28 protein-coding genes are annotated in these 24,785 nt (G+C 61.5%); 25 read left to right on the top strand and 3 right to left on the bottom strand.

All coding sequences use genetic code 11. From position 1 onward, the window contains the following. The first annotated feature begins 474 nt into the window (after window positions 1-474). Genes rluC through ACU688_RS01965 form a run of 3 tightly spaced genes read left to right on the top strand, consistent with a single transcriptional unit; the run spans window position 475 to window position 3,088 of the window. Complete coding sequence (gene rluC, locus ACU688_RS01955; RefSeq protein ID WP_071483181.1) at window positions 475-1,434, top strand: 23S rRNA pseudouridine(955/2504/2580) synthase RluC; 960 nt, start codon at window positions 475-477, stop codon at window positions 1,432-1,434. Then, entirely contained in the window at window positions 1,421-2,083 is a 663-nt protein-coding gene (locus tag ACU688_RS01960; protein ID WP_448183465.1) for an HAD-IA family hydrolase, read from the top strand. Before rluC ends, ACU688_RS01960 begins: the two co-directional genes overlap by 14 nt. 21 nt (window positions 2,084-2,104) lie before the next feature. Further along, window positions 2,105-3,088, top strand: coding sequence for a S49 family peptidase (locus ACU688_RS01965; protein ID WP_448183466.1), 984 nt, complete (start codon window positions 2,105-2,107; stop codon window positions 3,086-3,088). 135 nt (window positions 3,089-3,223) lie between these two features. On the opposite strand, the gene ACU688_RS01970 is transcribed toward ACU688_RS01965, so the two are convergent. Then, window positions 3,224-3,802: a Maf family protein gene (locus ACU688_RS01970; RefSeq protein WP_448183467.1), complete on the bottom strand. Its 579-nt coding sequence runs from the start codon at window positions 3,800-3,802 to the stop codon at window positions 3,224-3,226. Between the two features lie 105 nt (window positions 3,803-3,907). Here ACU688_RS01970 and ACU688_RS01975 point away from each other — a divergent pair, with 105 nt between their 5' ends. From ACU688_RS01975 to ACU688_RS02070, 20 genes are all read left to right on the top strand, one after another. Continuing rightward, a complete protein-coding gene (locus tag ACU688_RS01975; protein ID WP_071483177.1) occupies window positions 3,908-4,438 on the top strand; it encodes a YceD family protein in 531 nt (176 codons plus the stop codon). Between the two features lie 13 nt (window positions 4,439-4,451). Then, complete coding sequence (gene rpmF / locus ACU688_RS01980; protein ID WP_008152339.1) at window positions 4,452-4,634, top strand: 50S ribosomal protein L32; 183 nt, start codon at window positions 4,452-4,454, stop codon at window positions 4,632-4,634. A 4-nt stretch (window positions 4,635-4,638) separates the two neighbouring features. Continuing rightward, window positions 4,639-5,649, top strand: coding sequence for a phosphate acyltransferase PlsX (gene plsX, locus ACU688_RS01985; RefSeq protein WP_448183468.1), 1,011 nt, complete (start codon window positions 4,639-4,641; stop codon window positions 5,647-5,649). Window positions 5,650-5,775: 126 nt separating this feature from the next. Continuing rightward, complete coding sequence (fabD, locus tag ACU688_RS01990; protein ID WP_448183469.1) at window positions 5,776-6,714, top strand: ACP S-malonyltransferase; 939 nt, start codon at window positions 5,776-5,778, stop codon at window positions 6,712-6,714. Window positions 6,715-6,745: 31 nt separating this feature from the next. Then, window positions 6,746-7,489 carry a 3-oxoacyl-ACP reductase FabG gene (gene fabG / locus ACU688_RS01995; RefSeq protein ID WP_124528226.1) on the top strand — a complete coding sequence of 248 codons (744 nt, stop codon included), beginning with the start codon at window positions 6,746-6,748 and terminating at the stop codon, window positions 7,487-7,489. A gap of 191 nt (window positions 7,490-7,680) precedes the next feature. Then, window positions 7,681-7,917, top strand: a complete 237-nt coding sequence (gene acpP, locus ACU688_RS02000; protein ID WP_448183470.1) for an acyl carrier protein — start codon at window positions 7,681-7,683, stop codon at window positions 7,915-7,917. A 125-nt stretch (window positions 7,918-8,042) separates the two neighbouring features. Beyond that, a complete protein-coding gene (gene fabF / locus ACU688_RS02005) occupies window positions 8,043-9,287 on the top strand; it encodes a beta-ketoacyl-ACP synthase II (RefSeq protein ID WP_448183471.1) in 1,245 nt (414 codons plus the stop codon). After that, window positions 9,287-10,102, top strand: a complete 816-nt coding sequence (gene pabC / locus ACU688_RS02010; protein WP_448183472.1) for an aminodeoxychorismate lyase — start codon at window positions 9,287-9,289, stop codon at window positions 10,100-10,102. Before fabF ends, pabC begins: the two co-directional genes overlap by 1 nt. A gap of 1 nt (window position 10,103) precedes the next feature. Then, the gene (gene mltG / locus ACU688_RS02015; protein WP_448183473.1) at window positions 10,104-11,216 is read left to right on the top strand and encodes an endolytic transglycosylase MltG; all 1,113 of its coding nucleotides are present in this window, start codon (window positions 10,104-10,106) and stop codon (window positions 11,214-11,216) included. Between the two features lie 19 nt (window positions 11,217-11,235). After that, window positions 11,236-11,868, top strand: coding sequence for a dTMP kinase (gene tmk, locus ACU688_RS02020; protein ID WP_448183474.1), 633 nt, complete (start codon window positions 11,236-11,238; stop codon window positions 11,866-11,868). Beyond that, complete coding sequence (locus ACU688_RS02025) at window positions 11,861-12,850, top strand: DNA polymerase III subunit delta' (RefSeq protein ID WP_448183475.1); 990 nt, start codon at window positions 11,861-11,863, stop codon at window positions 12,848-12,850. The genes tmk and ACU688_RS02025 overlap by 8 nt, the downstream gene beginning before the upstream one ends. 63 nt (window positions 12,851-12,913) lie before the next feature. Continuing rightward, complete coding sequence (locus ACU688_RS02030) at window positions 12,914-13,699, top strand: TatD family hydrolase (RefSeq protein WP_124526711.1); 786 nt, start codon at window positions 12,914-12,916, stop codon at window positions 13,697-13,699. Window positions 13,700-14,128: 429 nt separating this feature from the next. Beyond that, window positions 14,129-14,782 carry a TetR/AcrR family transcriptional regulator gene (locus tag ACU688_RS02035; RefSeq protein ID WP_124526710.1) on the top strand — a complete coding sequence of 218 codons (654 nt, stop codon included), beginning with the start codon at window positions 14,129-14,131 and terminating at the stop codon, window positions 14,780-14,782. A gap of 115 nt (window positions 14,783-14,897) precedes the next feature. After that, window positions 14,898-15,866, top strand: coding sequence for a GTP 3',8-cyclase MoaA (locus ACU688_RS02040; protein ID WP_448183476.1), 969 nt, complete (start codon window positions 14,898-14,900; stop codon window positions 15,864-15,866). Between the two features lie 116 nt (window positions 15,867-15,982). Beyond that, window positions 15,983-16,588 (top strand): DUF4823 domain-containing protein, encoded by a 606-nt coding sequence (locus tag ACU688_RS02045; protein ID WP_017737748.1) that lies wholly within the window; start codon window positions 15,983-15,985, stop codon window positions 16,586-16,588. A gap of 16 nt (window positions 16,589-16,604) precedes the next feature. Further along, a complete protein-coding gene (locus tag ACU688_RS02050) occupies window positions 16,605-17,165 on the top strand; it encodes a DUF1285 domain-containing protein (RefSeq protein ID WP_448183477.1) in 561 nt (186 codons plus the stop codon). 70 nt (window positions 17,166-17,235) lie between these two features. After that, window positions 17,236-17,949: a GntR family transcriptional regulator gene (locus ACU688_RS02055; protein WP_448183478.1), complete on the top strand. Its 714-nt coding sequence runs from the start codon at window positions 17,236-17,238 to the stop codon at window positions 17,947-17,949. Next, the gene (locus ACU688_RS02060) at window positions 17,946-18,947 is read left to right on the top strand and encodes an ADP-ribosylglycohydrolase family protein (RefSeq protein WP_448183479.1); all 1,002 of its coding nucleotides are present in this window, start codon (window positions 17,946-17,948) and stop codon (window positions 18,945-18,947) included. The genes ACU688_RS02055 and ACU688_RS02060 overlap by 4 nt, the downstream gene beginning before the upstream one ends. A 100-nt stretch (window positions 18,948-19,047) precedes the next feature. Further along, a complete protein-coding gene (locus ACU688_RS02065) occupies window positions 19,048-20,514 on the top strand; it encodes a purine-cytosine permease family protein (protein ID WP_448183480.1) in 1,467 nt (488 codons plus the stop codon). Further along, window positions 20,507-21,412 (top strand): PfkB family carbohydrate kinase, encoded by a 906-nt coding sequence (locus ACU688_RS02070; RefSeq protein WP_448183481.1) that lies wholly within the window; start codon window positions 20,507-20,509, stop codon window positions 21,410-21,412. The genes ACU688_RS02065 and ACU688_RS02070 overlap by 8 nt, the downstream gene beginning before the upstream one ends. 109 nt (window positions 21,413-21,521) lie before the next feature. On the opposite strand, the gene ACU688_RS02075 is transcribed toward ACU688_RS02070, so the two are convergent. Further along, window positions 21,522-21,842 (bottom strand): hypothetical protein, encoded by a 321-nt coding sequence (locus tag ACU688_RS02075; RefSeq protein WP_124526702.1) that lies wholly within the window; start codon window positions 21,840-21,842, stop codon window positions 21,522-21,524. Window positions 21,843-21,876: 34 nt separating this feature from the next. Continuing rightward, window positions 21,877-23,079, bottom strand: a complete 1,203-nt coding sequence (locus tag ACU688_RS02080) for an MFS transporter (RefSeq protein ID WP_448183482.1) — start codon at window positions 23,077-23,079, stop codon at window positions 21,877-21,879. 184 nt (window positions 23,080-23,263) lie between these two features. Between ACU688_RS02080 and ACU688_RS02085 the strand changes: the two genes are divergently transcribed. Next, entirely contained in the window at window positions 23,264-23,743 is a 480-nt protein-coding gene (locus ACU688_RS02085) for a GNAT family N-acetyltransferase (RefSeq protein ID WP_010208407.1), read from the top strand. Window positions 23,744-23,961: 218 nt separating this feature from the next. Beyond that, a complete protein-coding gene (locus ACU688_RS02090) occupies window positions 23,962-24,783 on the top strand; it encodes an SDR family oxidoreductase (RefSeq protein WP_448183483.1) in 822 nt (273 codons plus the stop codon). The last annotated feature ends 2 nt before the right edge of the window (window positions 24,784-24,785 follow it).

The following is a 24,785-nucleotide window of genomic DNA, read 5'->3' on the forward strand; positions in this document are numbered from 1 at the left end:
ACCCTACACGTATCCCTGATAATTCGGGTGCTGCCGCGCGCAGAATCCGCAGCGGGTTGGCATTTACCGTGTTTTCCAATGGGGAGAACACGCTCATGGCTAAACAAGACTGGGTGAGGGCGATTGCGCTCTCACTCAGCTCTTAACAGGCGTTGTTTCCGAAGCATTCGCCATGGTCTGGCTCAAGACTGACTGCACTTTGTGAACTGGCCGTAAATATCGGCGCAAAACGCGAGTATTCACTCTGCTTTCTGCACTCGCTTCAGGCCTCATGTCACCTGCGCTCGTTACAATCCTGAGCTTTCCAAGGTGGCGAAAGCCCCGTAGGACGGCCTCGCGTCCTGATGAATTGCGATGGTCAGGGCCGGCTGTGTGCCGCATGTCCTCTGGCCAGGCCGCTTTTGGCGGCGTTCGCGACTATAGCAGCAATGATTAAGTGCTTCAATTCCATAAAAAATTGTTATCATCGCCGGCATGACGACTACCGCCCCCCAGACCCCCAGCGTCCAGCTGCTTGAGGTCTCGCCGGAATATGCCGGCCAACGCATCGACAATTTTCTCCTGGCCAGGCTCAAAGGCGTGCCCAAGACCTTGATTTACCGCATCTTGCGTAAAGGTGAAGTGCGGGTGAACAAGGGCCGGATCAAGCCCGAGTACAAGCTGCAGGCGGGCGATATCGTCCGCGTGCCGCCGGTACGCGTGCCCGAGCGTGACGAGCCTGTGCCATTGGCCCAGGGCTTGTTGCAGCGCCTGGAAGCCTCGATTGTCTTCGAAGACAACAAGCTGATCGTGATCAACAAGCCCTGCGGCATTGCCGTGCATGGCGGCAGCGGCCTGACGTTCGGCGTGATCGAAGCCTTCCGTCAGTTGCGCCCGGATGCCAAGGAGCTGGAGTTGGTCCATCGCCTGGACCGTGACACCTCCGGCCTGCTGATGATCGCCAAGAAGCGCAGCATGTTGCGCCACCTGCACACCGCGCTGCGTGGCGATGGCGTGGACAAGCGCTACATGGCGCTGGTACGCGGCAACTGGGCCAGCTCGATCAAGAGCGTGCGTGCGCCGTTGCAGAAGAGCAACCTGCGCTCCGGCGAACGCATGGTCGAAGTGGACGAGGAGGGCAAAGAGGCTCTGACCCTGTTCAAGGTGCTGCGCCGCTTCGGTGACTTCGCCACGATGGTCGAGGCCAAGCCGGTGACCGGTCGTACTCACCAGATTCGTGTGCACACACTGCACGCCGGGCATTGCATTGCCGGCGACACCAAATACGGTGACGAGGACTTCTCCAAGGAGATCCGCGACCTGGGCGGCAAGCGCCTGTTCCTGCACGCCTACATGCTCACTGTGCCGCTGCCCGATGGCGGCGAATTGAAGCTGCAGGCCCCGGTCGATGAGATGTGGGCCAAGACCGTGGAGCGTTTGAGTGTCGCACCTTGACTACAAGCTGCTGATTTTTGATTGGGATGGCACCCTGGCCAATTCCATTGGCCGGATCGTCGAGTCGATGCACGCCGCGTCGACCCGCTCGGGTTATGCGCTGTGCACGGATCACGCGGTCAAGGGCATTATCGGCCTGGGTTTGCCTGAGGCGATCCGCACCCTATACCCCGAGATCAGCGACGCTGAGCTGATTGCGTTCCGCGAGCACTACGCCGATCACTACATTGCGCTGGAGGCCGAGCCTTCGCCGCTGTTCGAAGGGGTGGTGCAGTCCCTGGCCGCGTTCCGTGCCGAGGGCTACCAATTGGCCGTCGCCACCGGCAAGGCCCGTCGCGGCCTGGACCGTGTGCTCAAGGCCCACGGTTGGGAAGATTATTTCGACATCACCCGTGCTGCCGATGAAACCGCCAGCAAGCCGCACCCGCTGATGCTGGAGCAGATCCTGGCCCATTGCGGCGTATCGCCGCGCCAGGCGTTGATGGTGGGTGATGCTTCCTTTGACCTGATGATGGCGCGCAATGCTGGCATGGACAGTGTTGCGGTCAGCTATGGTGCCCAGGCCGCCGAGGCCTTGCAGCAATACGAGCCGCGGCTGACGATCGATCATTTTTCCGAATTGCAGGCCTGGCTCGGCCGGGCTCAATAAGTCTTTGCTGGGGTTAATGGCATGAGTGATGAGTGGAAAGCGCCCGAAAAGGCCCAGAGTGGTGACGACAAGAGCTGGAAGCTGCTGGAGAAGACCCTCCTGGCCAGCGTCCAGGAGCAGCGTCGTTCGCGGCGTTGGGGGATTTTTTTCAAGCTGCTGACCTTCACTTACCTGTTCGGCATGCTGGTGTTGTTCAGCCCGCTGGTGGACATGGAGAAAAGCGCCACCCGTGGCAGCAATTACACTGCCTTGATCGAAGTGCGCGGGGTGATTGCCGACAAGGAGTCCGCCAGCGCCGACAATATTGTCGGCAGCCTGCGCACCGCGTTTGAAGACCCCAAGGTCAAGGGCGTGATCCTGCGCATCAACAGCCCTGGCGGCAGCCCGGTGCAGTCGGGTTATGTGTATGACGAGATTCGCCGTCTGCGCGCCCTGCACCCGGATACCAAGCTGTACGCGGTGATTTCCGACCTGGGGGCCTCCGGCGCCTATTACATCGCCAGCGCCGCCGACCAGATCTATGCCGACAAGGCCAGCCTGGTGGGTTCCATTGGTGTGACGGCGGCCGGTTACGGCTTTGTCGGCACCATGGAGAAGCTGGGGGTGGAGCGTCGCACCTACAACTCGGGTGAGCACAAATCGTTTCTTGATCCGTTCCAGCCGCAGAAGGCGGATGAAACCCAGTTCTGGCAGGGCGTGCTCGACACTACCCATCGCCAGTTCATCGCCAGCGTGAAGCAAGGGCGTGGCGATCGTCTGAAGGATAAGGATCATCCAGAGCTGTTTTCCGGGTTGGTCTGGTCGGGCGAACAAGCGTTGCCGCTGGGCCTGATTGATGGCTTGGGCAGCGCCAGTTCGGTAGCGCGGGATGTGATCGGCGAGAAAGAGTTGGTGGACTTCACTGTGCAGGAATCGCCGTTTGACCGGTTCTCCAAGAAGCTGGGTGCCAGCGTGGCAGAGAAACTCGCGCTGTATATGGGCTTCCAGGGCCCGACCCTGCGCTGATACCTCAAGGCAGGTTTAGATCCAAAATGTGGGAGCGGGCTTGCCCGCGATAGCGGTGGGTCAGTCAAAATCAATGTTGGCTGGCCCGCCCTCATCGCGGGCAAGCCCGCTCCCACATTTGGTTTTGTGGTGGGCTTAGGGGGTCTGTACGCCTTCGGCCAGCAGCATATCCACCAGTCGAATCAGGGGCAGCCCGATCAAGCTGGTCGCATCCGGCCCTTCGGTGCTCTGGAACAAGCTCACCCCCAACCCTTCGGCCTTGAAGCTGCCCGCACAGTCATACGGCTGCTCGATCCGCAGGTAACGCTCGATTCGCTCGGCATCCAGTACGCGCATCTGCACCGTAAACGGTACACAGTCCACCTGGCAGTGCCCTGTCTCGCTGTTGAGCAGCGCCAGGCCGGTCAGGAAGCTCACGCGCTTGCCACTGGCGGCCAGCAACTGTTCTCGGGCGTTCTCGAAGGTGTGCGGCTTGCCGATGATCCGTCCGTCGAGCGCTGCGACCTGGTCGGAGCCAATGATCAAGTGCCCCGGATGAGCGACGGCGAGCGCGCGGGCTTTCTCTTCGGCGAGGCGTTTGACCAGTTCGATGGCGGACTCATTGGCGCGATGGCTTTCGTCTATATCCGGCGAGCTGCAGATGAACGGCAAGTGCAGGCGGCCGAGCAATTCCCGGCGATAAACCGAGCTGGAAGCGAGTAATAAAGGCAGCATGGGCGTCTCCTCAAGGCAGTCGCGGATTCTAGCGAGGAGTCCAGGTGACGGACAGGGCTGAATTTCCTTTGACATGGCTGGGTGCATCCCTATAATGCTGCGCCTATGTTGAATGACCCGATTCCACCTCACGTTGACCCGCGCAAATTGGCAGATCGTGGCACTTCCCTTCAAGGTGAATTGCTGCTGGCCGATTTGGAGAGACTCTGCGACCCGCTTTCCGACACTGTCGGTACGGTGCAGGCTAAATTCGTTTTTGAACGAGATGAACGTAAATCTGTGGTAATTCACAGCTTTATCGACACCGAGGTCAAAATGGTTTGCCAGCGTTGTCTTGAGCTGGTCACCCTGCCGATTCACAGCGAATGCAGTTACGCTGTGGTGAAGGAGGGTGCGAATACCCAGTCGTTACCGAAAGGTTATGACGTGCTGGAACTGGGCGAAGATCCATTGGATCTGCATGCACTGATCGAGGAGGAGCTTTTGCTCGCCTTGCCCATTGTGCCTGCTCATCATCCGGAAGAATGCCAGCAGCCGGAGGGGCTCGATGACGAGCTCGAACCGAGCGAGGACGAGGTAACGCGGTCCAACCCGTTCAGTGTATTGGCGCAGTTAAAGCGTGACCCAAACGTTTAGGAGTTAATCAATTATGGCTGTTCAGCAGAACAAAAAATCCCGCTCTGCCCGTGACATGCGTCGTTCGCACGACGCCCTGACGGCGAGCACTCTGTCTGTAGAAAAAACCACCGGTGAAATTCACCTGCGTCACCACGTATCGCCAGAAGGCGTATACCGTGGTCGTAAAGTGATCGACAAGGGCGCTGACGAGTAATCACTTGTCTGCTCTAGTCATCGCGATAGACGCAATGGGCGGGGACTTCGGTCCCCGCAGCATTGTTCAGGCCTGCATCGCCAGCCTGTCTGCAACGCCCTCGCTGCACCTGACCCTTGTCGGTCAACTCTCCTTACTTGAAGACCTGATTGCCAGCCATCCGGCGGTGGATCGCGCGCGCCTGACGATTACGCCAGCCAGCGAAACCATCACCATGGATGAAAAGCCGGCGGCTGCCCTGCGTGGCAAGCCTGACTCTTCAATGCGCGTGGCTCTGGAGCTGTTGCGTGATGGCAAGGTGCAAGCCTGTGTCAGTGCCGGCAACACCGGCGCGTTGATGGCGTTGTCGCGTTATGTGCTCAAGACGTTGCCGGGCATTGATCGGCCGGCGATGGTCGCAGCGATTCCGACGCAGAAAGGCTATTGCCAGTTGCTGGACCTGGGCGCGAACGTCGATTGCAGTGCCGAGCATCTGTTCCAGTTCGCGGTGATGGGTTCGGTGGCCGCCGAAGCATTGGGCGTGGCCCGACCGCGTGTCGCGTTGCTGAATATCGGCACCGAAGACATCAAGGGCAATCAGCAGGTCAAGCTCGCCGCCGCGTTGTTACAGGGCGCGCGCGGCTTGAATTACATCGGTTTTGTCGAGGGGGACGGTTTGTACCGTGGCGAAGCGGATGTGGTGGTATGTGACGGATTTGTCGGCAATATCCTGCTTAAATCCAGTGAAGGCCTGGCGACGATGATCGCCACGCGCATTGAAGCGCTGTTCAAGCAGAGCTTCGCTTCGCGTCTGGTGGGTGCTTTGGCGCTGCCATTGATGCGCCGCTTGCAGGCTGACCTGGCGCCCGCACGGCATAACGGTGCGAGCTTTCTCGGCTTACAGGGCATCGTGGTGAAAAGCCATGGCTCGGCCGGTGTGGAAGGCTTTCAAAGCGCGATTGCGCGGGCCCTGATCGAGATCCAGGAAAACCTGCCACAGCGCTTGCACGGCCGTCTCGAGGATCTGTTGCCTTAGGCGAATCGGCCCGGAAATGCTTAAATGTGACCGGCCAGTTCAATTGACCATCCAATCTGTCAGTTTCGTGCGCTCCCACCGTAGGCGCGTTCATTTTTGACGACCAGATCATTAGGGGCTTGTTACATGTCTACATCCCTCGCATTCGTCTTTCCAGGGCAGGGTTCGCAGTCCCTCGGCATGTTGGCCGAGCTGGGCGCGCAATACCCGCTGATCCTGGATACCTTCAAGGAAGCTTCCGACGCCCTGGGTTACGACCTGTGGGCGCTGACCCAGCAAGGGCCGGAAGAGCAACTCAATCAAACCGATAAAACCCAGCCGGCCATCCTGACCGCTTCGATCGCCCTGTGGCGCTTGTGGCTGGCAGAGGGCGGCACGCGTCCGGCATTTGTTGCCGGTCACAGCCTGGGCGAATACAGCGCCCTGGTAGCGGCGGGCAGCCTGACGCTCGCGGAAGCGGTCAAGCTGGTCGAGCGTCGTGGCCAATTGATGCAAGAAGCCGTTCCTGCCGGGCAGGGCGGCATGGCCGCTATCCTGGGCCTGGACGATGCCGTGGTGATCGAAGCCTGCGCCGAAGCGGCCCAGGGCGAAGTGGTCAGCGCGGTGAACTTCAACTCGCCTGGCCAGGTCGTGATCGCCGGTGCCAAGGCCGCGGTTGAGCGCGCCATCGAAGGCTGCAAGGCCCGTGGCGCCAAGCGCGCGTTGCCGTTGCCAGTGAGCGTGCCGTCGCACTGCGAGCTGATGCGCCCGGCAGCCGAGCGTTTTGCCGAGTCCATCGCCGCCATCAACTGGCAGGCACCGCAGATCCCGCTGGTGCAGAACGTCAGCGCGGCCGTGGCTGCCGACCTCGACACCCTCAAGCGCGACCTGCTGGAGCAACTCTACAAGCCAGTGCGCTGGGTTGAATCTGTCCAGACCCTGGCTGCCAATGGCGCCACCGAGCTGGTCGAGTGCGGCCCGGGCAAAGTCCTGGCCGGCCTGAACAAGCGTTGCGCCGACGGCGTGTCGACTGCCAACCTCAATACCCCGGATGCCTTCGCTGCCGCTCGTGCAGCACTGGCCTGAGCCTTTATTTTCGAACTTGGGAGAAGCCTGCATGAGTCTGCAAGGTAAAGTTGCACTGGTTACCGGCGCCAGCCGTGGCATTGGCCAGGCGATTGCCCTGGAATTGGGCCGTCAGGGCGCCGTTGTGATCGGCACCGCCACTTCCGCTTCGGGCGCCGAGCGTATCGCCGCGACCCTGAAGGAAAACGGCGTGCAAGGCACTGGCCTTGAGCTGAACGTGACCAGCGATGAATCCGTGGCCGCTGTATTGGCCCAGATCACGGCAGAGTTCGGCGCGCCGGCTATTCTGGTGAACAACGCTGGTATCACCCGTGACAACCTGATGATGCGCATGAAAGACGACGAGTGGTACGACGTAGTCGATACCAACTTGAACAGTCTGTTTCGCCTGTCCAAGGGCGTTCTGCGCGGCATGACCAAGGCGCGTTGGGGTCGAATTATCAATATTGGCTCCGTAGTGGGTGCCATGGGCAACGCAGGCCAAGTAAACTACGCGTCCGCCAAGGCCGGTCTGGAAGGTTTCAGCCGTGCATTGGCACGTGAAGTCGGTTCGCGGTCGATTACGGTCAACTCGGTGGCCCCTGGGTTCATCGACACCGATATGACCCGCGAACTGCCGGAAGCACAGCGTGAAGCCTTGCTGACGCAGATTCCGCTGGGCCGTCTGGGCCAGGCTCAAGAGATCGCGAATGTGGTGTCTTTCCTGGCATCCGACGGTGCGGCATACGTGACTGGGGCTACAATCCCGGTGAACGGCGGGATGTACATGAGTTAAATTGTGACGGATCGCTTCAAAAAAATGTCATACGAGCTGTCTAAAATCCGTTATAAAGCTGCAACTTAATTTAGAGGCGGGTGGCCGATCGGGTACGTGGTGAAGCTTTCAGTTGAAAAGCTGAAAAGGCTTTCTATACACTTACCCACTGGCCAGCTGCCTGAATTTGTCCATTAGGAGTTAAACAAGGTATGAGCACCATCGAAGAGCGCGTCAAGAAAATCGTTGCCGAGCAACTGGGCGTTAAAGAAGAAGAAGTGGTCAACACTGCTTCCTTCGTAGAAGACCTGGGTGCCGATTCCCTTGACACCGTTGAGCTGGTGATGGCTCTGGAAGAGGAATTCGAGACCGAAATCCCGGACGAAGAAGCTGAAAAAATCACTACCGTTCAATCTGCTATCGACTACATCAACAGCCATCAGGCGTAATAGTTTTTAGTCGTCGCTTGCTGTTGGGAAAAACCGCACTGCTGTTACAGCGTGCGGTTTTTTCTTTAGGCCTGACGAAAAGTGAACCTGAAGCAAAGTGTCGTCATTAGAAAAAGGAGAGTGCTGTGTCGCGTAGACGCGTCGTAGTCACCGGTATGGGTATGTTGTCGCCACTGGGTACGGATGTGCCGAGCAGTTGGCAGGGCATTCTGGCTGGCCGCAGTGGTATTGGTCTGATCGAACACACGGACCTTTCTGCCTATTCCACCCGTTTTGGCGGCTCGGTAAAGGGTTTTAATGTCGAGGAATATCTCTCGATCAAAGAGTCCCGCAAGCTCGACCTGTTCATTCAATACGGCCTGGCAGCCGGTTTTCAGGCAGTGCGTAACGCCGGCCTGGAAGTCACCGACGCCAACCGTGACCGCATTGGCGTGGCCATGGGCTCAGGTATTGGTGGCCTGACCAATATCGAAGAAACCAGCCGCATCCTGCACGATACTGGCCCCCGTCGAATTTCACCGTTCTTCGTGCCGGGCTCGATCATCAATATGATTTCCGGTTTTCTGTCCATCCACCTCGGTGCACAGGGGCCTAACTACGCCATTGCCACGGCGTGTACCACGGGTACGCATTGCATCGGCATGGCGGCGCGCAACATCGCCTACGACGAAGCCGACGTGATGATTGCCGGTGGCGCCGAAATGGCTGCCTGCGGCCTCGGCATGGGCGGCTTTGGCGCGTCCCGTGCGCTGTCCACCCGCAACGACGAGCCGACCCGTGCCAGCCGTCCGTGGGACAAGGGCCGTGACGGCTTTGTGCTGTCGGACGGTGCCGGTGCCCTGGTGCTGGAAGAGCTGGAGCACGCCAAGGCGCGTGGTGCCACGATCTACGCCGAGCTGATCGGTTTTGGCATGAGCGGCGACGCCTATCACATGACCTCGCCACCGTCCGACGGTGCCGGCGCTGCGCGTTGCATCACCAATGCCCTGCGCGATGCGAAGATCAATGCCGACCAGGTGCAGTACATCAACGCCCACGGCACCTCGACGCCGACCGGCGACCTGGCGGAAGCCGAGGCCATCAAGTCGGTGTTCGGCGAGCACGCCTACAAGCTGGCGGTCAGCTCCACCAAGTCCATGACCGGTCACCTGTTGGGTGCGGCGGGCGCAGTGGAAGCGATCTTCAGCGTAATGGCCATCAAGGACCAGGTCGCTCCGCCGACCATCAACCTGGATGAGCCGGACGAAGGTTGCGACCTGAACTTCGTGCCGCACGAAGCGCAGCCGATGCCGATCGACGTGACGATTTCCAACTCGTTCGGCTTTGGTGGCACCAACGGTTCCCTGGTGTTCCGCCGGTTCGCCGAGTGATGGACAGCTGGGTCGACGGTCAGCCAGCGGACAACGTGCCCCTGAAAGATCGCGGCCTGGCCTATGGCGATGGGCTGTTCGAGACCATCGCCGTCAAGGCTGGGCAGCCCGTGCTGCTCGACCGTCACCTGCAACGTCTCGACGACGGCTGCAGGCGCCTCGCTTTCATTGCGGATCACGGGTTGATCCGCAGCGAAGTGCAGGCCTATGCCGCCGCCCTTGGCGATGGCGTGCTCAAGTTGATCCTCACTCGCGGCGATAGCCTGCGCGGTTATGGCATCAACCCCGGCGCCCCGGTGCGCCGTATCTTGCAGGGCAGTCCGCCCGCAACCTATCCCCCAGCCCATGGCATTGACGGCATCCGTCTGTTTCCGTGCGCCACCCGTTTGGCCGAGCAACCCTTGCTGGCCGGCCTCAAGCATCTCAATCGCCTGGAACAAGTGATTGCCCGCACCGAATGGCAGGATGCCGAGCACGCCGAAGGCTTGATGCTGGATGTGTCTGGTCGTGTCATCGAAGGTGTGTTCAGCAACCTGTTCCTCGTGTGCAACGGCTTGTTACTAACCGCTGATCTGACGCGTTGCGGGGTTGCCGGCGTCATGCGCGCCGAGATCCTCGCCCAGGCGCAGACCCTGAGCGTCCCGGTGGCCGTGGCTGACATCAGCCTGGAGCAGTTGCAGCTGGCTGACGAAGTGTTTGTCTGCAACAGCGTTTATGGCATTTGGCCGGTGCGCGACTGCGCTGCGATGAGCTGGCCGGTTGGGCCGCTCACCCGTAAACTGCAGGGCATTGTTCGCGCGCTATTGGATATTTGAGTTGATACGAAAACTGGTTGTACTGCTGCTGGTCGGTGTGTTCTCGGCGGCCTTGCTGTTGGGTTATGGCGCCTGGAAATACGACGCTGCCCTCAAACAGCCCCTGAACCTGACCCAGGAGCAATTGCTCGACGTTCCGGCAGGGGCGACCCCCACCGGCACCTTCAATCGCCTGGAAGCCGACGGCGTGCTCGACGGCGCGTTCTGGCTGCGCCTGTACTGGCGCTTCAACCTTGATGGCCAGCCCTTGCACAGCGGCGAATACCGCATGACCCCGGGCATGACGGCGCAGGGCTTGATCGGCCTGTGGCAGCGCGGCGAAGTCGTGCAATACAGCCTCACACTGGTGGAAGGGTGGAATTTCCGCCAAGTTCGCTCGGCCTTGGCCAAGCACGAAAAGATCGTACAAACCCTGTCGGGGCTGACTGACAGCGAAGTCATGGAAAAACTCGGCCACCCCGGCGTATTCCCGGAAGGCCGCTTCTTCCCCGACACCTATCGCTTCGTACGCGGCATGACCGACGTCGAGTTCCTGAAAAAAGCCTACAACCGCCTGGACGATGTCCTCGCCCAGGAGTGGAGCAAACGCGCCGCCGATGCGCCCTACACCGAGCCCTATCAAGCACTGATCATGGCGTCGCTGGTCGAGAAAGAAACCGGCGTGCCGGAAGAGCGCGGCCAGATCGCCGGTGTGTTTGTGCGCCGCCTGAAGATCGGCATGCTGCTGCAGACCGACCCGACGGTGATCTACGGCCTGGGCGAGCGCTACAACGGTAAGTTGACCCGCGCCCACCTCAAGGAAGCCAACCCCTACAACACCTACATGATTGCCGGTTTGCCGCCGACGCCGATCGCCATGGTCGGCCGCGAGGCGATCCATGCCGCGCTGAACCCGGTGCCGGGCAGCAGCCTGTATTTTGTCGCCCGGGGCGATGGCAGCCATATTTTCTCCGATGACCTGGATGCGCATAATGCCGCCGTGCGTGAGTTCCAACTCAAGCGCCGCGCCGATTACCGCTCCAGCCCGGCGCCCGTGGTAAAACCGGCGGAAGAGGCAACGCCTCCGGCTGATACGCCCGCCGACACGCCCGCCGAGCCGCAAAGCCCGCAATGACTCTGACTAAGGACTGCCTGTGACTGGCTTGTTTATTACCCTGGAAGGCCCCGAAGGCGCCGGCAAAAGCACCAACCGCGATTACCTGGCCGAGCGTTTGCGCGCTGATGGCATCGAGGTGGTGTTGACCCGTGAGCCCGGCGGCACGCCGCTGGCCGAGCGCATCCGCGACGTGCTGCTGGCCCCGGGTGACGAGCCGATGAACCCGGACACCGAGCTGCTGCTGGTGTTCGCCGCCCGCGCCCAGCACCTGGCCGAAGTGATCCGCCCGGCGCTGGCCCGCGGTGCGGTGGTGATTTGCGACCGTTTCACCGATTCAACCTATGCCTATCAGGGCGGCGGCCGGGGTTTGTGCCTGGAGCGCATCACCACGCTGGAAACGTTCGTGCAAGGCGATCTGCGTCCCGACCTGACACTGGTGTTCGACCTGCCAGTGGAAGTCGGCCTGGCCCGCGCCAGCGCCCGGGGTCGCCTGGACCGCTTCGAGCTGGAAGGCCGTGCCTTCTTCGACGCGGTGCGCAGCGCATTCCTCGCCCGCGCCAAGGCCGAGCCCGCGCGTTACTACCTGTTGGATGCCGCCCAGCCGCTGACCCAGGTGCAACAGGCCATCGATGCCTTGCTGCCGGCCCTGCTGGAGCGTGCCCGTGGCTGAAGCCTACCCGTGGCAGGACAGCCTCTGGCAACAATTGGCGGGACGTGCCCAGCATGCCCACGCCTACCTGTTGCACGGGCCGATTGGCATTGGCAAACGTGCGCTCGCCGAACGCCTGATGGCCAGCCTGTTGTGCCAGCGTCCGGTCAACCTGGAAGCCTGTGGCGAGTGCAAATCCTGCCTGCTGCTCAAGGCGGGCAGCCACCCGGACAATTACTTGCTGGAACCCGAGGAAGCCGACAAGGCGATCAAGGTCGATCAGGTCCGCGACCTCGTCAGCTTCGTGGTGCAGACCGCGCAGATGGGCGGGCGCAAAGTAGTGTTGATCGAGCCGGTGGAGGCGATGAACATCAACGCCGCCAACGCCTTGCTCAAGAGCCTGGAAGAACCGTCCGGCGATACGGTGTTGTTGCTGGTGAGTCACCAGTCCAGCCGTCTGCTGCCGACGATCCGCAGCCGTTGCGTACAGCAGGCCTGCCCGTTGCCGAGCGAGGCCATGAGCCTTGAGTGGCTGGCGCAGGCGTTGCCGGAATGCAGCGCAGACGAGCGGGCCGAATTGCTCACCCTGGCCGCCGGTTCGCCGCTGGCCGCACTGAAATTGCAGGCCCAAGGCGTGCGTGAACAACGCGCGTTGGTGGTAGATGGCGTGAAGAAACTGCTCAAGCAGGAACTGTCCGCCACCCAATTGGCCGAGACGGCCTGGAAGGATATTCCGCTGTTGCTGCTGTTCGACTGGTTCTGTGACTGGTCGAGCCTGATCCTGCGCTACCAGTTGACCCAGGATGAACATGGCCTGGGCCTGCCGGACATGCGCAAAGTCGTGCAGTACCTCGCGCAGAAAAGCGCCCAGGACAAGGTGCTCAACATTCAGGACTGGATTCTGGCCCAGCGCCAGAAGGTGCTCGGCAAGGCCAACCTCAACCGCGTGCTGTTGCTCGAAGCGCTGCTGGTGCAATGGGTGGGCCTGCTCGGCCGCCGTTAAATTCCGTGGCCGGCGGGTGTATCGTCGGCCAGACACTCTCTGTGATTTAAGTCGTAACTACCTATGCTCGTAGATTCCCATTGCCACCTCGACCGCCTCGACCTTGCCCAACACGGCGGTTCCCTCGACGCCGCCCTTGAAGCAGCGCGCCAGCGCGGAGTAGGGCACTTCCTGTGTATCGGCGTCAGCGCCGACAACGCTGCCGACGTCAAAGCCCTGGCCGAGCGTTATGCCGATGTGGATTGTTCGGTGGGCATCCACCCGCTGGACCTCAAGCCCGGCGAAGCCCCGGCCCTCGACTGGTTGCTGGGTGAACTCAACCACCCGCGCGTGGTGGCGATTGGCGAAACCGGCCTGGACTACCACTACGAGCCCGAAGCCGCCGAGTTGCAGCAGGCCTCGTTCCGCCTGCACCTGCAAGCCGCCCAGCAGACCGGCAAACCGGTGATCGTCCACACCCGTGGCGCCCGCGCCGACACCCTGGCCCTGCTGCGCGAAGCCGCGCTGCCCCAGGCCGGGGTGCTGCATTGTTTTACCGAAGACTGGGACATGGCCAAGGCGGCCCTGGACCTGGGTTTCTACATTTCCCTGTCGGGGATTGTCACCTTCCGCAATGCCGACGCCTTGCGTGACGTGGCACGCCAAGTGCCGGCCGACCGCCTGCTGGTGGAAACCGACTCGCCGTACCTGGCGCCCATTCCCCATCGCGGCAAGCCGAACCTGCCGGAGTATGTGCGGGATGTGGCGGATTACCTGGCGATGCTGCGCGGTGAGTCCGTTGAGCGCTTTGCCGAACAGACGACCGAGAACTTCAAGCGCCTGTTCCCGCTGGCCCACGTTAAATCGTAGGCAAAAAAAACCCGGGTTCTGGGGGGTGAATCCGGGCTAAGACCATTAGGAGTAAAACAGGGCACACAGTCCGTCGGTACCCAGGGTCAGCGCGTCACTTGGGGGAGATGCCGCGCCGACAGTTCAAGTATTGATCAGTATCTGATTCAGTCCAGTCGCGACTGGTCGTTTTTTAAACAGATTTGGAATACGCGCGCTTCGCTTGAGTTCTCATTAAGCGGGTGTACAGGTGCCTTTGTTACGTATGATTTCTGACTGCAAGCGATGAAATCGTTGGCGCGCTGAAACTTAAGTGTGCGGCGGGTTCACATAGGCGTTGCCCAACGACCGTTCAGTCGGGATAATCCCTCGCACCGGGTAAATCGTATCGCCACGTGTTCGTGGCCCTGCGCAACCCTCCCCACAGTCACCTTTGCAGACCTCTTTCTCATGCACAAAGAACCCCGTAAGGTCCGTGAGTTTCGCCGCCGTGAGCAGGAAATTCTCGACACCGCGCTCAAGTTGTTTCTCGAACAAGGTGAAGACAGCGTCACCGTCGAGATGATCGCGGATGCCGTGGGTATCGGCAAAGGCACGATCTACAAGCACTTCAAGTCCAAGGCCGAGATCTACCTGCGCCTGATGCTCGACTACGAGCGCGACTTGAATGAGCTGCTACATTCGGCCGATGTGGACAAGGACAAGGAAGCCCTGTCCCGCGCCTACTTCGAATTCCGCATGCGCGACCCGCAACGCTACCGCCTGTTCGACCGCCTGGAAGAAAAGGTGGTCAAGGGTCATCAGGTGCCGGAAATGGTCGAGGAGCTGCACAAGATCCGTGCCTCGAACTTCGAACGCCTGACCCTGCTGATCAAGGGCCGCATCAGCGAAGGCAAGCTGGAAGACGTGCCGCCGTATTTCCACTACTGCGCCGCCTGGGCGTTGGTGCATGGAGCGGTGGCGCTGTACCACTCGCCGTTCTGGAGCAATGTGCTGGAAGATCAGGAAGGTTTCTTCCAGTTCCTGATGGATATCGGCGTGCGCATGGGCAACAAGCGCAAGCACAGCAGCGAACTGCCACCGGCTGAACCGCCGGCTGCGTAAGGATTTACTGCCAGACGCAGTACCCCAGGAATATACTCAGGCAAGGACTCTTGCTAAAAGCTGATTTATCAGTCAGCTTTTAGCGCGCCCGAATCATCCTCTGCCGGAGTGATCCATGATCGTTGATCGTCAAGGCAGGCGTTTTCGCAATTTGCGGATCAGCCTGACCTCAGCCTGCAATTATGCGTGTACCTACTGCGTGCCCAACGGCAAGCGGCTGGTGGCTGCCCAGGACGAACTCTCGGCCGAGGCCATGGCGCGGGGCGTCGAATATCTGATCGAAGCGGCGGGCATAGACCGCCTGCGCATCACCGGCGGCGAGCCGCTGGTCAGTCCCAAGCTGGAAGCCTTCATGGGCGCGGTGGGGCAGATGGGCCTCAGTGATATCAGCCTGACCACCAACGGCCAGTTACTGGCGCGCAAACTGCCGCTGCTGTTGGATGCCGGCATCCAGCGTATCAACGTCTCCCTCGACACCCTGGACGCCGATGCCTTCCGCAGCATCGCCCGTGGCGGCGATCTCGCCACCGTGCTCGACGGCATGGACCAGGCCCGCGCCGCCGGGATCAAGATCAAGGTCAACATGGTGCCGTTGCGCGGCCAGAACCTGGACCAGGTGATGCCGCTGCTCGACTACTGCCTGGAACGTGGCTACGAGCTGCGTTTTATCGAGTTGATGCGCATGGGCCACCTGGCCAAGGATTCCAATGCGTTTTTGCAGCAATTCGTCAGCTTGCAGCAATTGCTCAGCCTGATTGGCGAGCGCCACGAATACCTGCAAGCCAATGCCCCGGTGGACGCCACCGCCGTGCGATATGAAATCCCTGGCAAGGGCTACTTTGGCGTGATCGCCAATGAAAGCGTGCCGTTCTGCCGGACCTGTTCGCGTCTGCGGCTGTCGTCTACCGGTTGGCTGCATGGCTGCCTGTCATCGAGCAACCGCCACTATGTAGGCGACCTGCTGGACAAGCCGCGCCACCAGGCATTGCCGGCGCTGCAAGGGTTGCTGATGAAAGCCCTGGGCGACAAGCAGGAAGTGGCGTTCTCGGGCGGTGCGACGATTATGAAGATTATTGGCGGCTGACGCCGAGCCCGAAGCTCGAAGCCCCAAGCTTGAAGCTTGAAGCCGTCCCACTGGCCCAAATTCTGCATCTCACGCCCATTCGCCGGTTTTCCGTCACCGGCTTCTGGAGGATTAGGATGCGTAGTCTGGTTTTGTTGCTGGCGTCATTGACGCTGAGTGGTTGCATGACCGTCAGCGATATGGCCGAAGGCACCCGCTATCAGATGAGCGACGCCGGCTTGCTGGACCACAGCGATACCCGTCGTACCAACTCGATCCGCGTGCAGCCGGACTCCTTTATCTTTATCGCCCAGGGCGCCTTCGTGCCGCCCGGCAGCGCCTACCCGCGCCCGAACGTGGTGGCCGAAGAAGCTTTCAACGGCTTCATCGAATACTTCCCCATGGTGCGCCGCGCCCGCCAGCCGGAAGGCCTGGAACAGGCGATGGCCGAAGCCCGTGCCGCCGGCGCCCATTACCTGTTGTACTGCCGTTTCGCCAAGGCCGATGACCGCATCGGCAACGCCGACGAGTGGGCCGACCAGGAAGCCCTCGACCGCGTCGGCCTCGACAGCGGTGTGATCCAGGTCATGCTGATCGAGACCAGCACCCAGTATTTGATTGATACTGTGCGCATTCGCAGCCGTGGCGGTTTACTGACGTTCCACGACAACAAGCCAGAAGACCTGATCGCCCGCCCCCTGGCCAAGTACGCCCGTGGCCTGCTGGGCATGAGCGATCAGTAAGACACAGGAGATGCCCATGACCGATTCCGCCAAGGCCAACGATCTGTTGGCCCAACTGCCCAAGGGCAAGGGACCGGCGCCGGTACACCTGTGGAACCCGGAGTTCTGCGGCCATATCGACATGCGCATTGCTCGCGATGGCACTTGGTTCTACCAGGGCACGCCGATCGGGCGTAAGCCGATGGTCAAGCTGTTCTCCAATATCATCCGCCGCGATGGCGATGATTACTTCCTGATCACCCCTGTGGAAAAAGTCGGCATCAGCGTCGAAGATGCGCCGTTCGTCGCGCTGATCCTGGAGGTCGAAGGGCAGGGCGAAAGCCAGGTGCTGCGCTTTACCAGCAATGTCGACGAGACGATCGACGCCGGCATGGAGCACCCGCTGCGTGTGGTCATCGACCCGCTCACCGAGGAGCCTTCACCGTATCTGCGGGTACGCACCAACCTCGAAGCCCTCGTGCATCGCAACGTGTTCTACCAACTGGTGGAGCTGGCGGTGAGCCGTCCGATCAACGGTCAGAAGTGGCTGGGCGTCTGGAGCGGCGGGGTGTTTTTCCCCATTGGCCTGGAACCCTGAGGCCGGTTTTTTCATCTCCCTGAAATAATTCGCTTGCTGCCAACGGCGGCTTTCGGTTATCAATTTGTACATGATTAGACATGTCCGATTTGATAAGAAAAAACGCGTCGTCGATGAACTGATCCGCCGAATCGAAGGTGGGGTGATGGTCGACGGCTTTCTGTTGCCGGGTGAGCATCAACTGGCCGAAGAGTTTGCGGTCAGTCGCGGCACCCTGCGTGAGGCCCTCGCCGAACTCAAGCGACGCAACTACATCGCCACCCAGAGCGGTGTCGGCTCCATCGTCACCTTTGACGGCATGGTGCTCGACCAGCGCAGCGGCTGGGCCCAGGCCTTGGCGGACACGGGCGCGCGGATCAACACCGATATTCTGCGCCTCGAAGCCGTGACCCGGCCGGACCTGCTCAGCCGTTTCGGCAGCGACCAATTCATTGCCCTCGACCGCCTGCGCTACACCACCGATGGCACCGCCGTGTCCCTGGAGCGCTCGCTGATGCCAGCGTCCGGCGGCTTGGAAAGCCTGCCAACAGTCGGCCTGATCGAAAACTCCCTGACCATCACCCTGGCGGCCTACGGCTATGTGGGTGCGGAAGGTGACCAGTGGATCGGTGCCGAGCCCCTCAGTGATGGCGATGCCGAATTGCTCGGCCGTCCCGCCGGCAGCGTGTTTCTCAAGGCCTCGCGCACCACCTATGACCGTCGCGAGCGCTTTATGGAACATGTCGAAAGCCTGCTCGACCCACTGCACTTTCGCCTGCACCTGCAATTTGGGAATTCGAAATGACCCCGCACAACCGCGCCCTCGGCGCCTTCTACGGCTTGGCTTTGGGCGACGCCCTGGGCATGCCGACCCAGTCCTTGAGCCGCGAGCAAGTGCGCGCCCGCTTCGGAGCCATCACCGCGCTGGAAGATGCCGGCGCCGACCAACCCATCGCGCCAAACATGCCCGCCGGTTCCATCACCGATGACACCGAGCAGGCGATCCTGGTGGGCGAGTTGCTGGTGGAAGGCCAAGGCCGCATCGAACCCACCGTGCTCGCCCAGCGCCTGATCGACTGGGAAGCGGTGATGCGCGCCAAGGGCTCCCAGGACTTGCTCGGCCCCTCGACCAAACGCGCGATCGACATGATCCTCGCTGGCCACACGCCGGAAGAGTCCGGGCGCTACGGCACTACCAACGGCGCGGCGATGCGTATCACGCCCGTCGGTATTGCCGCCGATGTCAGCGACCCCGCGCACTTTATCCAGGCCGTGATCCAGGCGTGCCAGGTCACCCATAACACCAGCCTGGGCATCTCCAGCGCCGCTGCCGTGGCGGCCGTGGTCTCGGCCGGCATCAACGGCGTGGACCTGGGTGAAGCGCTGAACATCGGCACCCAGGTCGCCCAGCAGGCCGAGCAGCACGGCCACTGGATCGCGGGCGGGCGCATCTCTACCCGCATCAGTTGGGCGCGCACTTTGAGCGTCGGCAGTGGCGACAAAGCGTTGTTTGCGGATTTGCTCTACGAGTTGATCGGCACCTCGGTTGCGTCCCAGGAATCGGTGGTGGTGTCGTTTGCCCTGGCCCAACAGGTGGCGGTGGGCGAGATGATTGCCTTCGAAGCATTGTGCCTTGCTGCCAGCCTTGGCGGTGACACCGACACCATTGCCGCGATTCTCGGCGCCATGCTGGGTGCCTGCCTGGGCATGCAGTGCTGGCCGCAGGTGATGGTGGAGCAGGTCAAGCGGGTCAATGGTTTGGATCTACAGCCGTTGGTCGAAGGGTTACTCGCATTGCGATAAGCAACACCGATCAAAATGTGGGAGCTGGCTCCCACACAAGCCAGCACCCCAGTAAAAATTGCCACAACCACAACAATATCGGCACCCGGAGTATCCCTTCATGAGCAACACCTCTTCCGGCCAAAACGCCGGGCAATTGGAAACACGCGGCATCGAGCCGGTCCCGGAAGGCGAGTGCAATGGCCATCCGCTGCAGCTGTTCTGGGTCTGGTTCGCGGCCAATATCAGCATCCTCGGCTTGCCATTGGGCGCGACGCTGGTGGCGTTTCGTGGCCTGGCCATCTGGCAGGCGATCATCGTCGCGATCCTGGGCGCGGCCGGTTCGTTTGCCGTGGTGGGCATCATCTCCATCGCCGGCCGACGTGGCCGTGCACCGAGCCTGACGCTGTCCCGGGCGATCTTCGGCGTGCGCGGCAATATCGGCCCGACGCTGGTCTCGCTGATGTCGCGCCTGGGCTGGGAAACCGTCAACACCACCACCGCCGCCTTCGTGCTGCTGTCGTTGTGTTCGATCCTGTTTGGTTCGCCCGTCGCCGCGAAAAGTGCACCCCTGCTGACACTGCTGTTCATCGCTATCTTTGTGCTGTTGACCTTGGCGGTCTCCGGCCTGGGCCACGCCACCTTGCTGGTGATCCAGAAGTGGGCGACCTACGTATTCGGCGCCCTGAACCTGCTGGTGGGCGGCTTCCTGTGCGCCACCATCGACTGGAGTGCCGTGTTCAATGCAACTCCGGCGCCGCTCAGCGCGATGATCATCGGCGTCGGCACCATGGCGGCGGGCACCGGGATTGGGTGGGCCAACGCCGGCGCCGACATGTCGCGTTACCAGCACCGCAGCGTCAAGGCCGTGCGCCTGGTGGCGTCGGCGGCGTTTGGCGCGGGTATTCCGTTGGTGTTGCTGATCACCCTCGGTGGCTTGCTGTCGGTGGGCAACAATGACCTGGCCTCGGCCACCGACCCGATCATCGCGATCCGCGACATGCTGCCGACCTGGATGGCCGTGCCGTACCTGATCACGGCGTTCGGCGGGTTGCTGCTGTCCAACAACCTCTCGGTGTACTCGGCGGGCCTCACCACCTTGACCCTCGGCTTGAAGGTCAAGCGCGTGCACGCGGTGATCGTCGATATCGTCGCGATCTTTGCCGGTTCCATCTACTTCATGCTGATCGCCGACAGCTTCTACGGCCCGTTCATCACCTTCATCTCGCTGCTGGCGGTGCCGATTACCGCGTGGGTCGGGATATTCGTGGTCGATCTGATTCACCGTCACTACTACAGCCCCAAGGACTTGCTGGACGTCAGCCCGAGCAGCGCCTACTGGTATCGCGGCGGCGTGGAATGGCGTGCGTTCGGCGCGTGGGCGGTGGCGATTGTGCTGGGTTTCAGCTTCACCACCATTGGCACCACCGCCGAAAATATCTGGTTCGCCGGGCCGTTGTCCGACTCCTGGTTGGGCCACAACGGCCTGGGCTGGATCGTGACCTTCCTGGTGGCCGGCGGGATTTATGCGGTATTGGGCGGCGCGGCTGATCGTCGCCCGGCGATAGTTGAGAGCCACCATGTCTAGATTGCTGCACACCGGCCAGGTCATCGTCGATCTGGTCATGGCCCTGGATTCCCTGCCCGTCAGCGGCGGCGATGTGCTGGCGCGGTCTGCCAGTTTTGAAGCCGGCGGCGGTTTCAACGTGATGGCTGCCGCCAAGCGCAACGGTTTGCCGGTGGTGTACCTCGGGCGCCACGGCAATGGGCGTTTTGGCGACCTGGCGCGCGCGGCGATGCAGGCCGAAGGGGTAGAGATGGCCCTGGCGGCCAGCCCGGATAAAGACACCGGCTTATGCGTGTCGCTGACCGAGGCGAGCACCGAGCGCACATTCATTTCCCACCTCGGCGCCGAGGGCGAGTTGAGCGCCGAGGATTTGGCCGGCGTGCTGCCGCGTGCGGACGACTATGTGTACGTCAGCGGCTACAGCCTGTTGCTCGACGGCAAGGCGCAGGCGTTGCTCGATTGGCTGCTGGCGCTGCCGCGTGAAATCCGCGTGGTGTTCGACCCGGGCCCGCTGGTCAGGGCGCCGGATTCGGCATTGATGGTCGCGTTGCTGCCGCGCATCGACATCTGGACCAGCAATGGCCCGGAAGCCTTGGCGTTTACGGGGGCGAATACGCTGGCACAGGCGTTGGGCGAACTGCAACGCCATCTGCCCGAGGGCGCATTGCGCGTGGTGCGCGATGGGCCGAATGGTTGCTGGGTGAATGCCGAGCATGTGCCGGGCTTCAAGGTGAAGGCCGTGGACAGCAATGGCGCAGGGGACGCCCATGCCGGCGTATTTATCGCTGGGTTGGCGAGGGGTTTGACACCCGCCCAAGCGGCGCGCCGAGCGAATGCGGCGGCGGCGCTGGCCGTGACACGCTGGGGCCCGGCCACGTCCCCCGGCACCACCGAAGTCGACGCGCTTCTCACTGAATAAACCCAATCAAAACTGTGGGAGCGGGCTTGCCCGCGATAGCGGTGTATCAGCCACATCATCATCGGCTGACAGGACGCCATCGCGGGCAAGCCCGCTCCCACATTTGGTTTTATTCTGCCGGCTGCTTCGGCGCACCCGGCAGGTTGTCATCCTTGTGCACCTTCGGCTCATTCACCGCCGGCCCCATCTTGCCATTGCCCACCGCAGCGGGCGCTTGGCGCTGGGTGTCCTGGCCTTTGGTGTGCGGGTCGGCACTGTTGCTGTTGTCGACGGCGCCGCCGTTGATCTCCATGCCGGTGCCCATGGATTTCTGCGTCTCGCTGGTAGACGGATTGGTCGGGCCGGTGGACGACGTGGCCGCAAAACCACTCAGGGAAACCGCAGACAGCAGGCCGGTGAGGGCGAGGGCAGCAAACTGGGAATGCTTCATGAGTGTGTCTCCTTAGGATTATTGTCCTTACCCTCTATTGGTCCGCCCCCATTGGCTGTTGGTGCCGGGCTGGCGACGAACGGCGACAGATCAGTCGCGCCACGGTGATCAACCAGTTGCACAGCGCCACCGCCACGATCGTCAGCAGCAAGGTCGCCAGCCCGTATTCGACGATGATCCGCCCCGCCAGCAACGGAAACCCGAACACCCCGACAAAATACCCAAGGCTGAACAGCAACAGCGCCTGGGACGTGGTGCCCGCCGGTGCTTCATTGGCCACCAAGCCGTTGATCACCGAGTAAGTCAGGCCGTAACCCACGCCCAAGGTGAGCGCCGCCAGCAGGTAACTGAAGGGCCCCGACACGGTGAAGCCAAACATCAACACCGACAACAGCATCAGGCCCGACAACACACACGCCGCCGCGTAGGCATCACGCTTGACCACCCACCCGGCGATCAGCAAGCGGCTGGTGATCGCCGCGCTGAGGAAGCCGGCAAAGAACAGCGAATAGTCCAACCCGTGCGCCGCCGCATAGCTGGTCTGGAACGACGACAACCCACCAAATACGCAACCGCCCAGGCCGACCATGATGATCGCGAACGCCGCTTTGGAGGACAGCACCTGGCGCGTGGCGGCCCAGGAGATTTTTGCCACCGCCGCTTCTTGCTTGAGATGCCGGCTCAGGCGCCAAAACACCAGTACGCCGACCAGGCTCGCCAGTGCGGCGATATAAAACGCCGTGGTCAGCGGCAGCCCCAGCGCGCTCGCCGCCCGCCCTAACAACGGCCCGGCACCGATGCCACTCATCATGCTGCCCGACAGCAATGCGAAGTACTTGGCCCGTTGCTGCGGTGCGACCAGCATCGCGACGATGATCGGCCCCAAGGTGTAGAACACCCCCCAACCCAAGCCCAAGGCCAGGCCAAACACCCGCAAGCCCTGGCCAAAGCCGGGCATCAGCGCAAAACCCAGGCAGGCCGCCACCAACAGCAAGCCCATCCCGGCAATCGTGCGGGCCGCGCCCCATGCATCGGACAAGTGCCCGGAGATCATCACCGCCACAAAGGTGCTGAGCATCGCCGTGGAAATCACATTGCCGGCATCGTGCTCGTCACCGCCGCGTGTATGGATCAGCAGCGACAGCAAAAAGGTCGAGCCGTAAGACAGCGACAGCAAAAAACTGGCAAGGCAAAACAGGGCGAACAGCTTGGTGCTCACCGGGGATGAGGCGTGCATGGGAAGGCCTGGAAGTCGTTGGAATTATGCGCAACTTTTTACCACGCACGCTCAGGGCGATTGTTGTGTGGTTGCTGGTGCCAGCGTTACCCGGCGACGGAGTAACGCTGCCCATGAAAATGCACTGCAATCAGTCATCAAACCCCCTTAGTATGTGTGCTTTGCAATTGCCCAAGGCTCGCCCATGACCATCGAGATTCGCCCCGCCGTGCCCAGCGATGCTGCGCAGATCCTGACTTTCATCACTGAGCTGGCCGAGTACGAGAAGGCCCGGCACGAAGTGATCGCCAGCGTGGTGGACATCGAGCGCAGCCTGTTCAGCGAGGGCGCCACCGCCCATGGCCTGATCTGTTTGCGTGACGGTTTGCCGATTGGTTTCGCGGTGTTCTTTTTCAGCTATTCCACGTGGTTGGGCAGCAACTGCCTGTACCTCGAAGACCTGTACATCAACCCGGAACAACGCGGTGGCGGGGCCGGCAAGAAGTTGCTGCGCCACCTGGCCAAGATCGCCTTTGACAATGGTTGCGGGCGTTTCGAGTGGAGCGTGCTGGACTGGAACGAACCGGCGATTGCCTTCTACAAATCCATCGGCGCGCAGCCGCAGGAAGAATGGGTGCGTTACCGCATGGAAGGCGATGCGCTGCGGGATTTTGCGCTGGGCTAGAAAACGCTGAAGTTCAAATGTGGCAACCCAACTCCCTGTGGGAACCCAATCTTCTGTGGGAGCTGGCTTGCCTGCTCCCACAGAAGATTGGGTTGCCACATTTTTTTTGTGATTAGCTCAATATATGGGATGCAAATTTATATATTGAGATGTTTCAAAAGATCGGTTTATAGTCGCCTGCATCAGCACTCACTACCAAAAATAAAACAGGTGAAGCGATGCAGGCACAACCGTTGTCACTCCCCGCCGTGCCCGAGCCAACCTATGGCGAGCGGCTCAAAGACAAGGTGGTGATTATCACCGGCGCCGCCCAAGGCATTGGCGAGGCCATCGTCGCGTGCTTCCAGGCCCAGCAGGCGCGCCTGGTCATCGCTGATATCCAGGCTGAAAAAGTCGAGAAAGTCGCCGCCCACTGGCGCGAACGCGGCGCTGAAATCTACGCGCAAGCCGTCGATATCACCTCAAACGAGCAATGGCAGTCGCTGGTCAACCTGGCCATCGCGCGCTTCGGTCGCGTGGATGTGCTGGTCAATTGCGCCGGGGTCAACGTGTTCCGTGACCCGCTGCAAATGAGCGACGAAGACTGGCGGCGCTGCTTCGCCATCGACCTCGACGGCGCCTGGTTCGGCTGCCGCGCGGTGTTGCCACACATGATCGCGCAGGGCATCGGCAACATCATCAATATCGCCTCCACCCATTCCAGCCACATCATCCCCGGCTGCTTTCCCTACCCCGTGGCCAAGCATGGCCTGCTCGGCCTGACCCGCGCGCTGGGCATCGAATACGCGCCCAAGGGCATCCGCGTGAATGCCATTGCGCCGGGCTATATCGAAACCCAACTCAACGTCGATTACTGGAACGGCTTTGCCGACCCCCACGCCGAACGCCAGCGCGCCTTCGACCTGCACCCACCCAAGCGCATCGGCCAGCCGGTCGAGGTGGCGATGACGGCGCTGTTTTTGGCCACCGACGAGGCGCCCTTTATCAATGCCACCTGCCTGATGATCGATGGCGGGCGGTCTGTGATGTACCACGACTAACA

Source organism: Pseudomonas acericola (SeqCode), from assembly GCF_053456465.1.

What these genes read in the sequence shown, in the direction of transcription:
- rluC (WP_071483181.1), top strand. Translation starts at nt 475, where the DNA reads ATGACGACTACCGCCCCCCAGACCCCCAGCGTCCAGCTGCTTGAGGTC.
- ACU688_RS02055 (WP_448183478.1), top strand. Translation starts at nt 17,236, where the DNA reads ATGATTAGACATGTCCGATTTGATAAGAAAAAACGCGTCGTCGATGAA.
- ACU688_RS01965 (WP_448183466.1), top strand. Translation starts at nt 2,105, where the DNA reads ATGAGTGATGAGTGGAAAGCGCCCGAAAAGGCCCAGAGTGGTGACGAC.
- ACU688_RS02060 (WP_448183479.1), top strand. Translation starts at nt 17,946, where the DNA reads ATGACCCCGCACAACCGCGCCCTCGGCGCCTTCTACGGCTTGGCTTTG.
- ACU688_RS02050 (WP_448183477.1), top strand. Translation starts at nt 16,605, where the DNA reads ATGACCGATTCCGCCAAGGCCAACGATCTGTTGGCCCAACTGCCCAAG.
- ACU688_RS02030 (WP_124526711.1), top strand. Translation starts at nt 12,914, where the DNA reads ATGCTCGTAGATTCCCATTGCCACCTCGACCGCCTCGACCTTGCCCAA.
- ACU688_RS02035 (WP_124526710.1), top strand. Translation starts at nt 14,129, where the DNA reads ATGCACAAAGAACCCCGTAAGGTCCGTGAGTTTCGCCGCCGTGAGCAG.
- ACU688_RS02040 (WP_448183476.1), top strand. Translation starts at nt 14,898, where the DNA reads ATGATCGTTGATCGTCAAGGCAGGCGTTTTCGCAATTTGCGGATCAGC.
- fabG (WP_124528226.1), top strand. Translation starts at nt 6,746, where the DNA reads ATGAGTCTGCAAGGTAAAGTTGCACTGGTTACCGGCGCCAGCCGTGGC.
- ACU688_RS02065 (WP_448183480.1), top strand. Translation starts at nt 19,048, where the DNA reads ATGAGCAACACCTCTTCCGGCCAAAACGCCGGGCAATTGGAAACACGC.
- fabD (WP_448183469.1), top strand. Translation starts at nt 5,776, where the DNA reads ATGTCTACATCCCTCGCATTCGTCTTTCCAGGGCAGGGTTCGCAGTCC.
- pabC (WP_448183472.1), top strand. Translation starts at nt 9,287, where the DNA reads ATGGACAGCTGGGTCGACGGTCAGCCAGCGGACAACGTGCCCCTGAAA.
- ACU688_RS02085 (WP_010208407.1), top strand. Translation starts at nt 23,264, where the DNA reads ATGACCATCGAGATTCGCCCCGCCGTGCCCAGCGATGCTGCGCAGATC.
- ACU688_RS02090 (WP_448183483.1), top strand. Translation starts at nt 23,962, where the DNA reads ATGCAGGCACAACCGTTGTCACTCCCCGCCGTGCCCGAGCCAACCTAT.
- ACU688_RS02080 (WP_448183482.1), bottom strand. Translation starts at nt 23,079, where the DNA reads ATGCACGCCTCATCCCCGGTGAGCACCAAGCTGTTCGCCCTGTTTTGC.
- rpmF (WP_008152339.1), top strand. Translation starts at nt 4,452, where the DNA reads ATGGCTGTTCAGCAGAACAAAAAATCCCGCTCTGCCCGTGACATGCGT.
- ACU688_RS02070 (WP_448183481.1), top strand. Translation starts at nt 20,507, where the DNA reads ATGTCTAGATTGCTGCACACCGGCCAGGTCATCGTCGATCTGGTCATG.
- acpP (WP_448183470.1), top strand. Translation starts at nt 7,681, where the DNA reads ATGAGCACCATCGAAGAGCGCGTCAAGAAAATCGTTGCCGAGCAACTG.
- ACU688_RS01975 (WP_071483177.1), top strand. Translation starts at nt 3,908, where the DNA reads ATGTTGAATGACCCGATTCCACCTCACGTTGACCCGCGCAAATTGGCA.
- ACU688_RS01970 (WP_448183467.1), bottom strand. Translation starts at nt 3,802, where the DNA reads ATGCTGCCTTTATTACTCGCTTCCAGCTCGGTTTATCGCCGGGAATTG.
- ACU688_RS02075 (WP_124526702.1), bottom strand. Translation starts at nt 21,842, where the DNA reads ATGAAGCATTCCCAGTTTGCTGCCCTCGCCCTCACCGGCCTGCTGTCT.
- ACU688_RS02045 (WP_017737748.1), top strand. Translation starts at nt 15,983, where the DNA reads ATGCGTAGTCTGGTTTTGTTGCTGGCGTCATTGACGCTGAGTGGTTGC.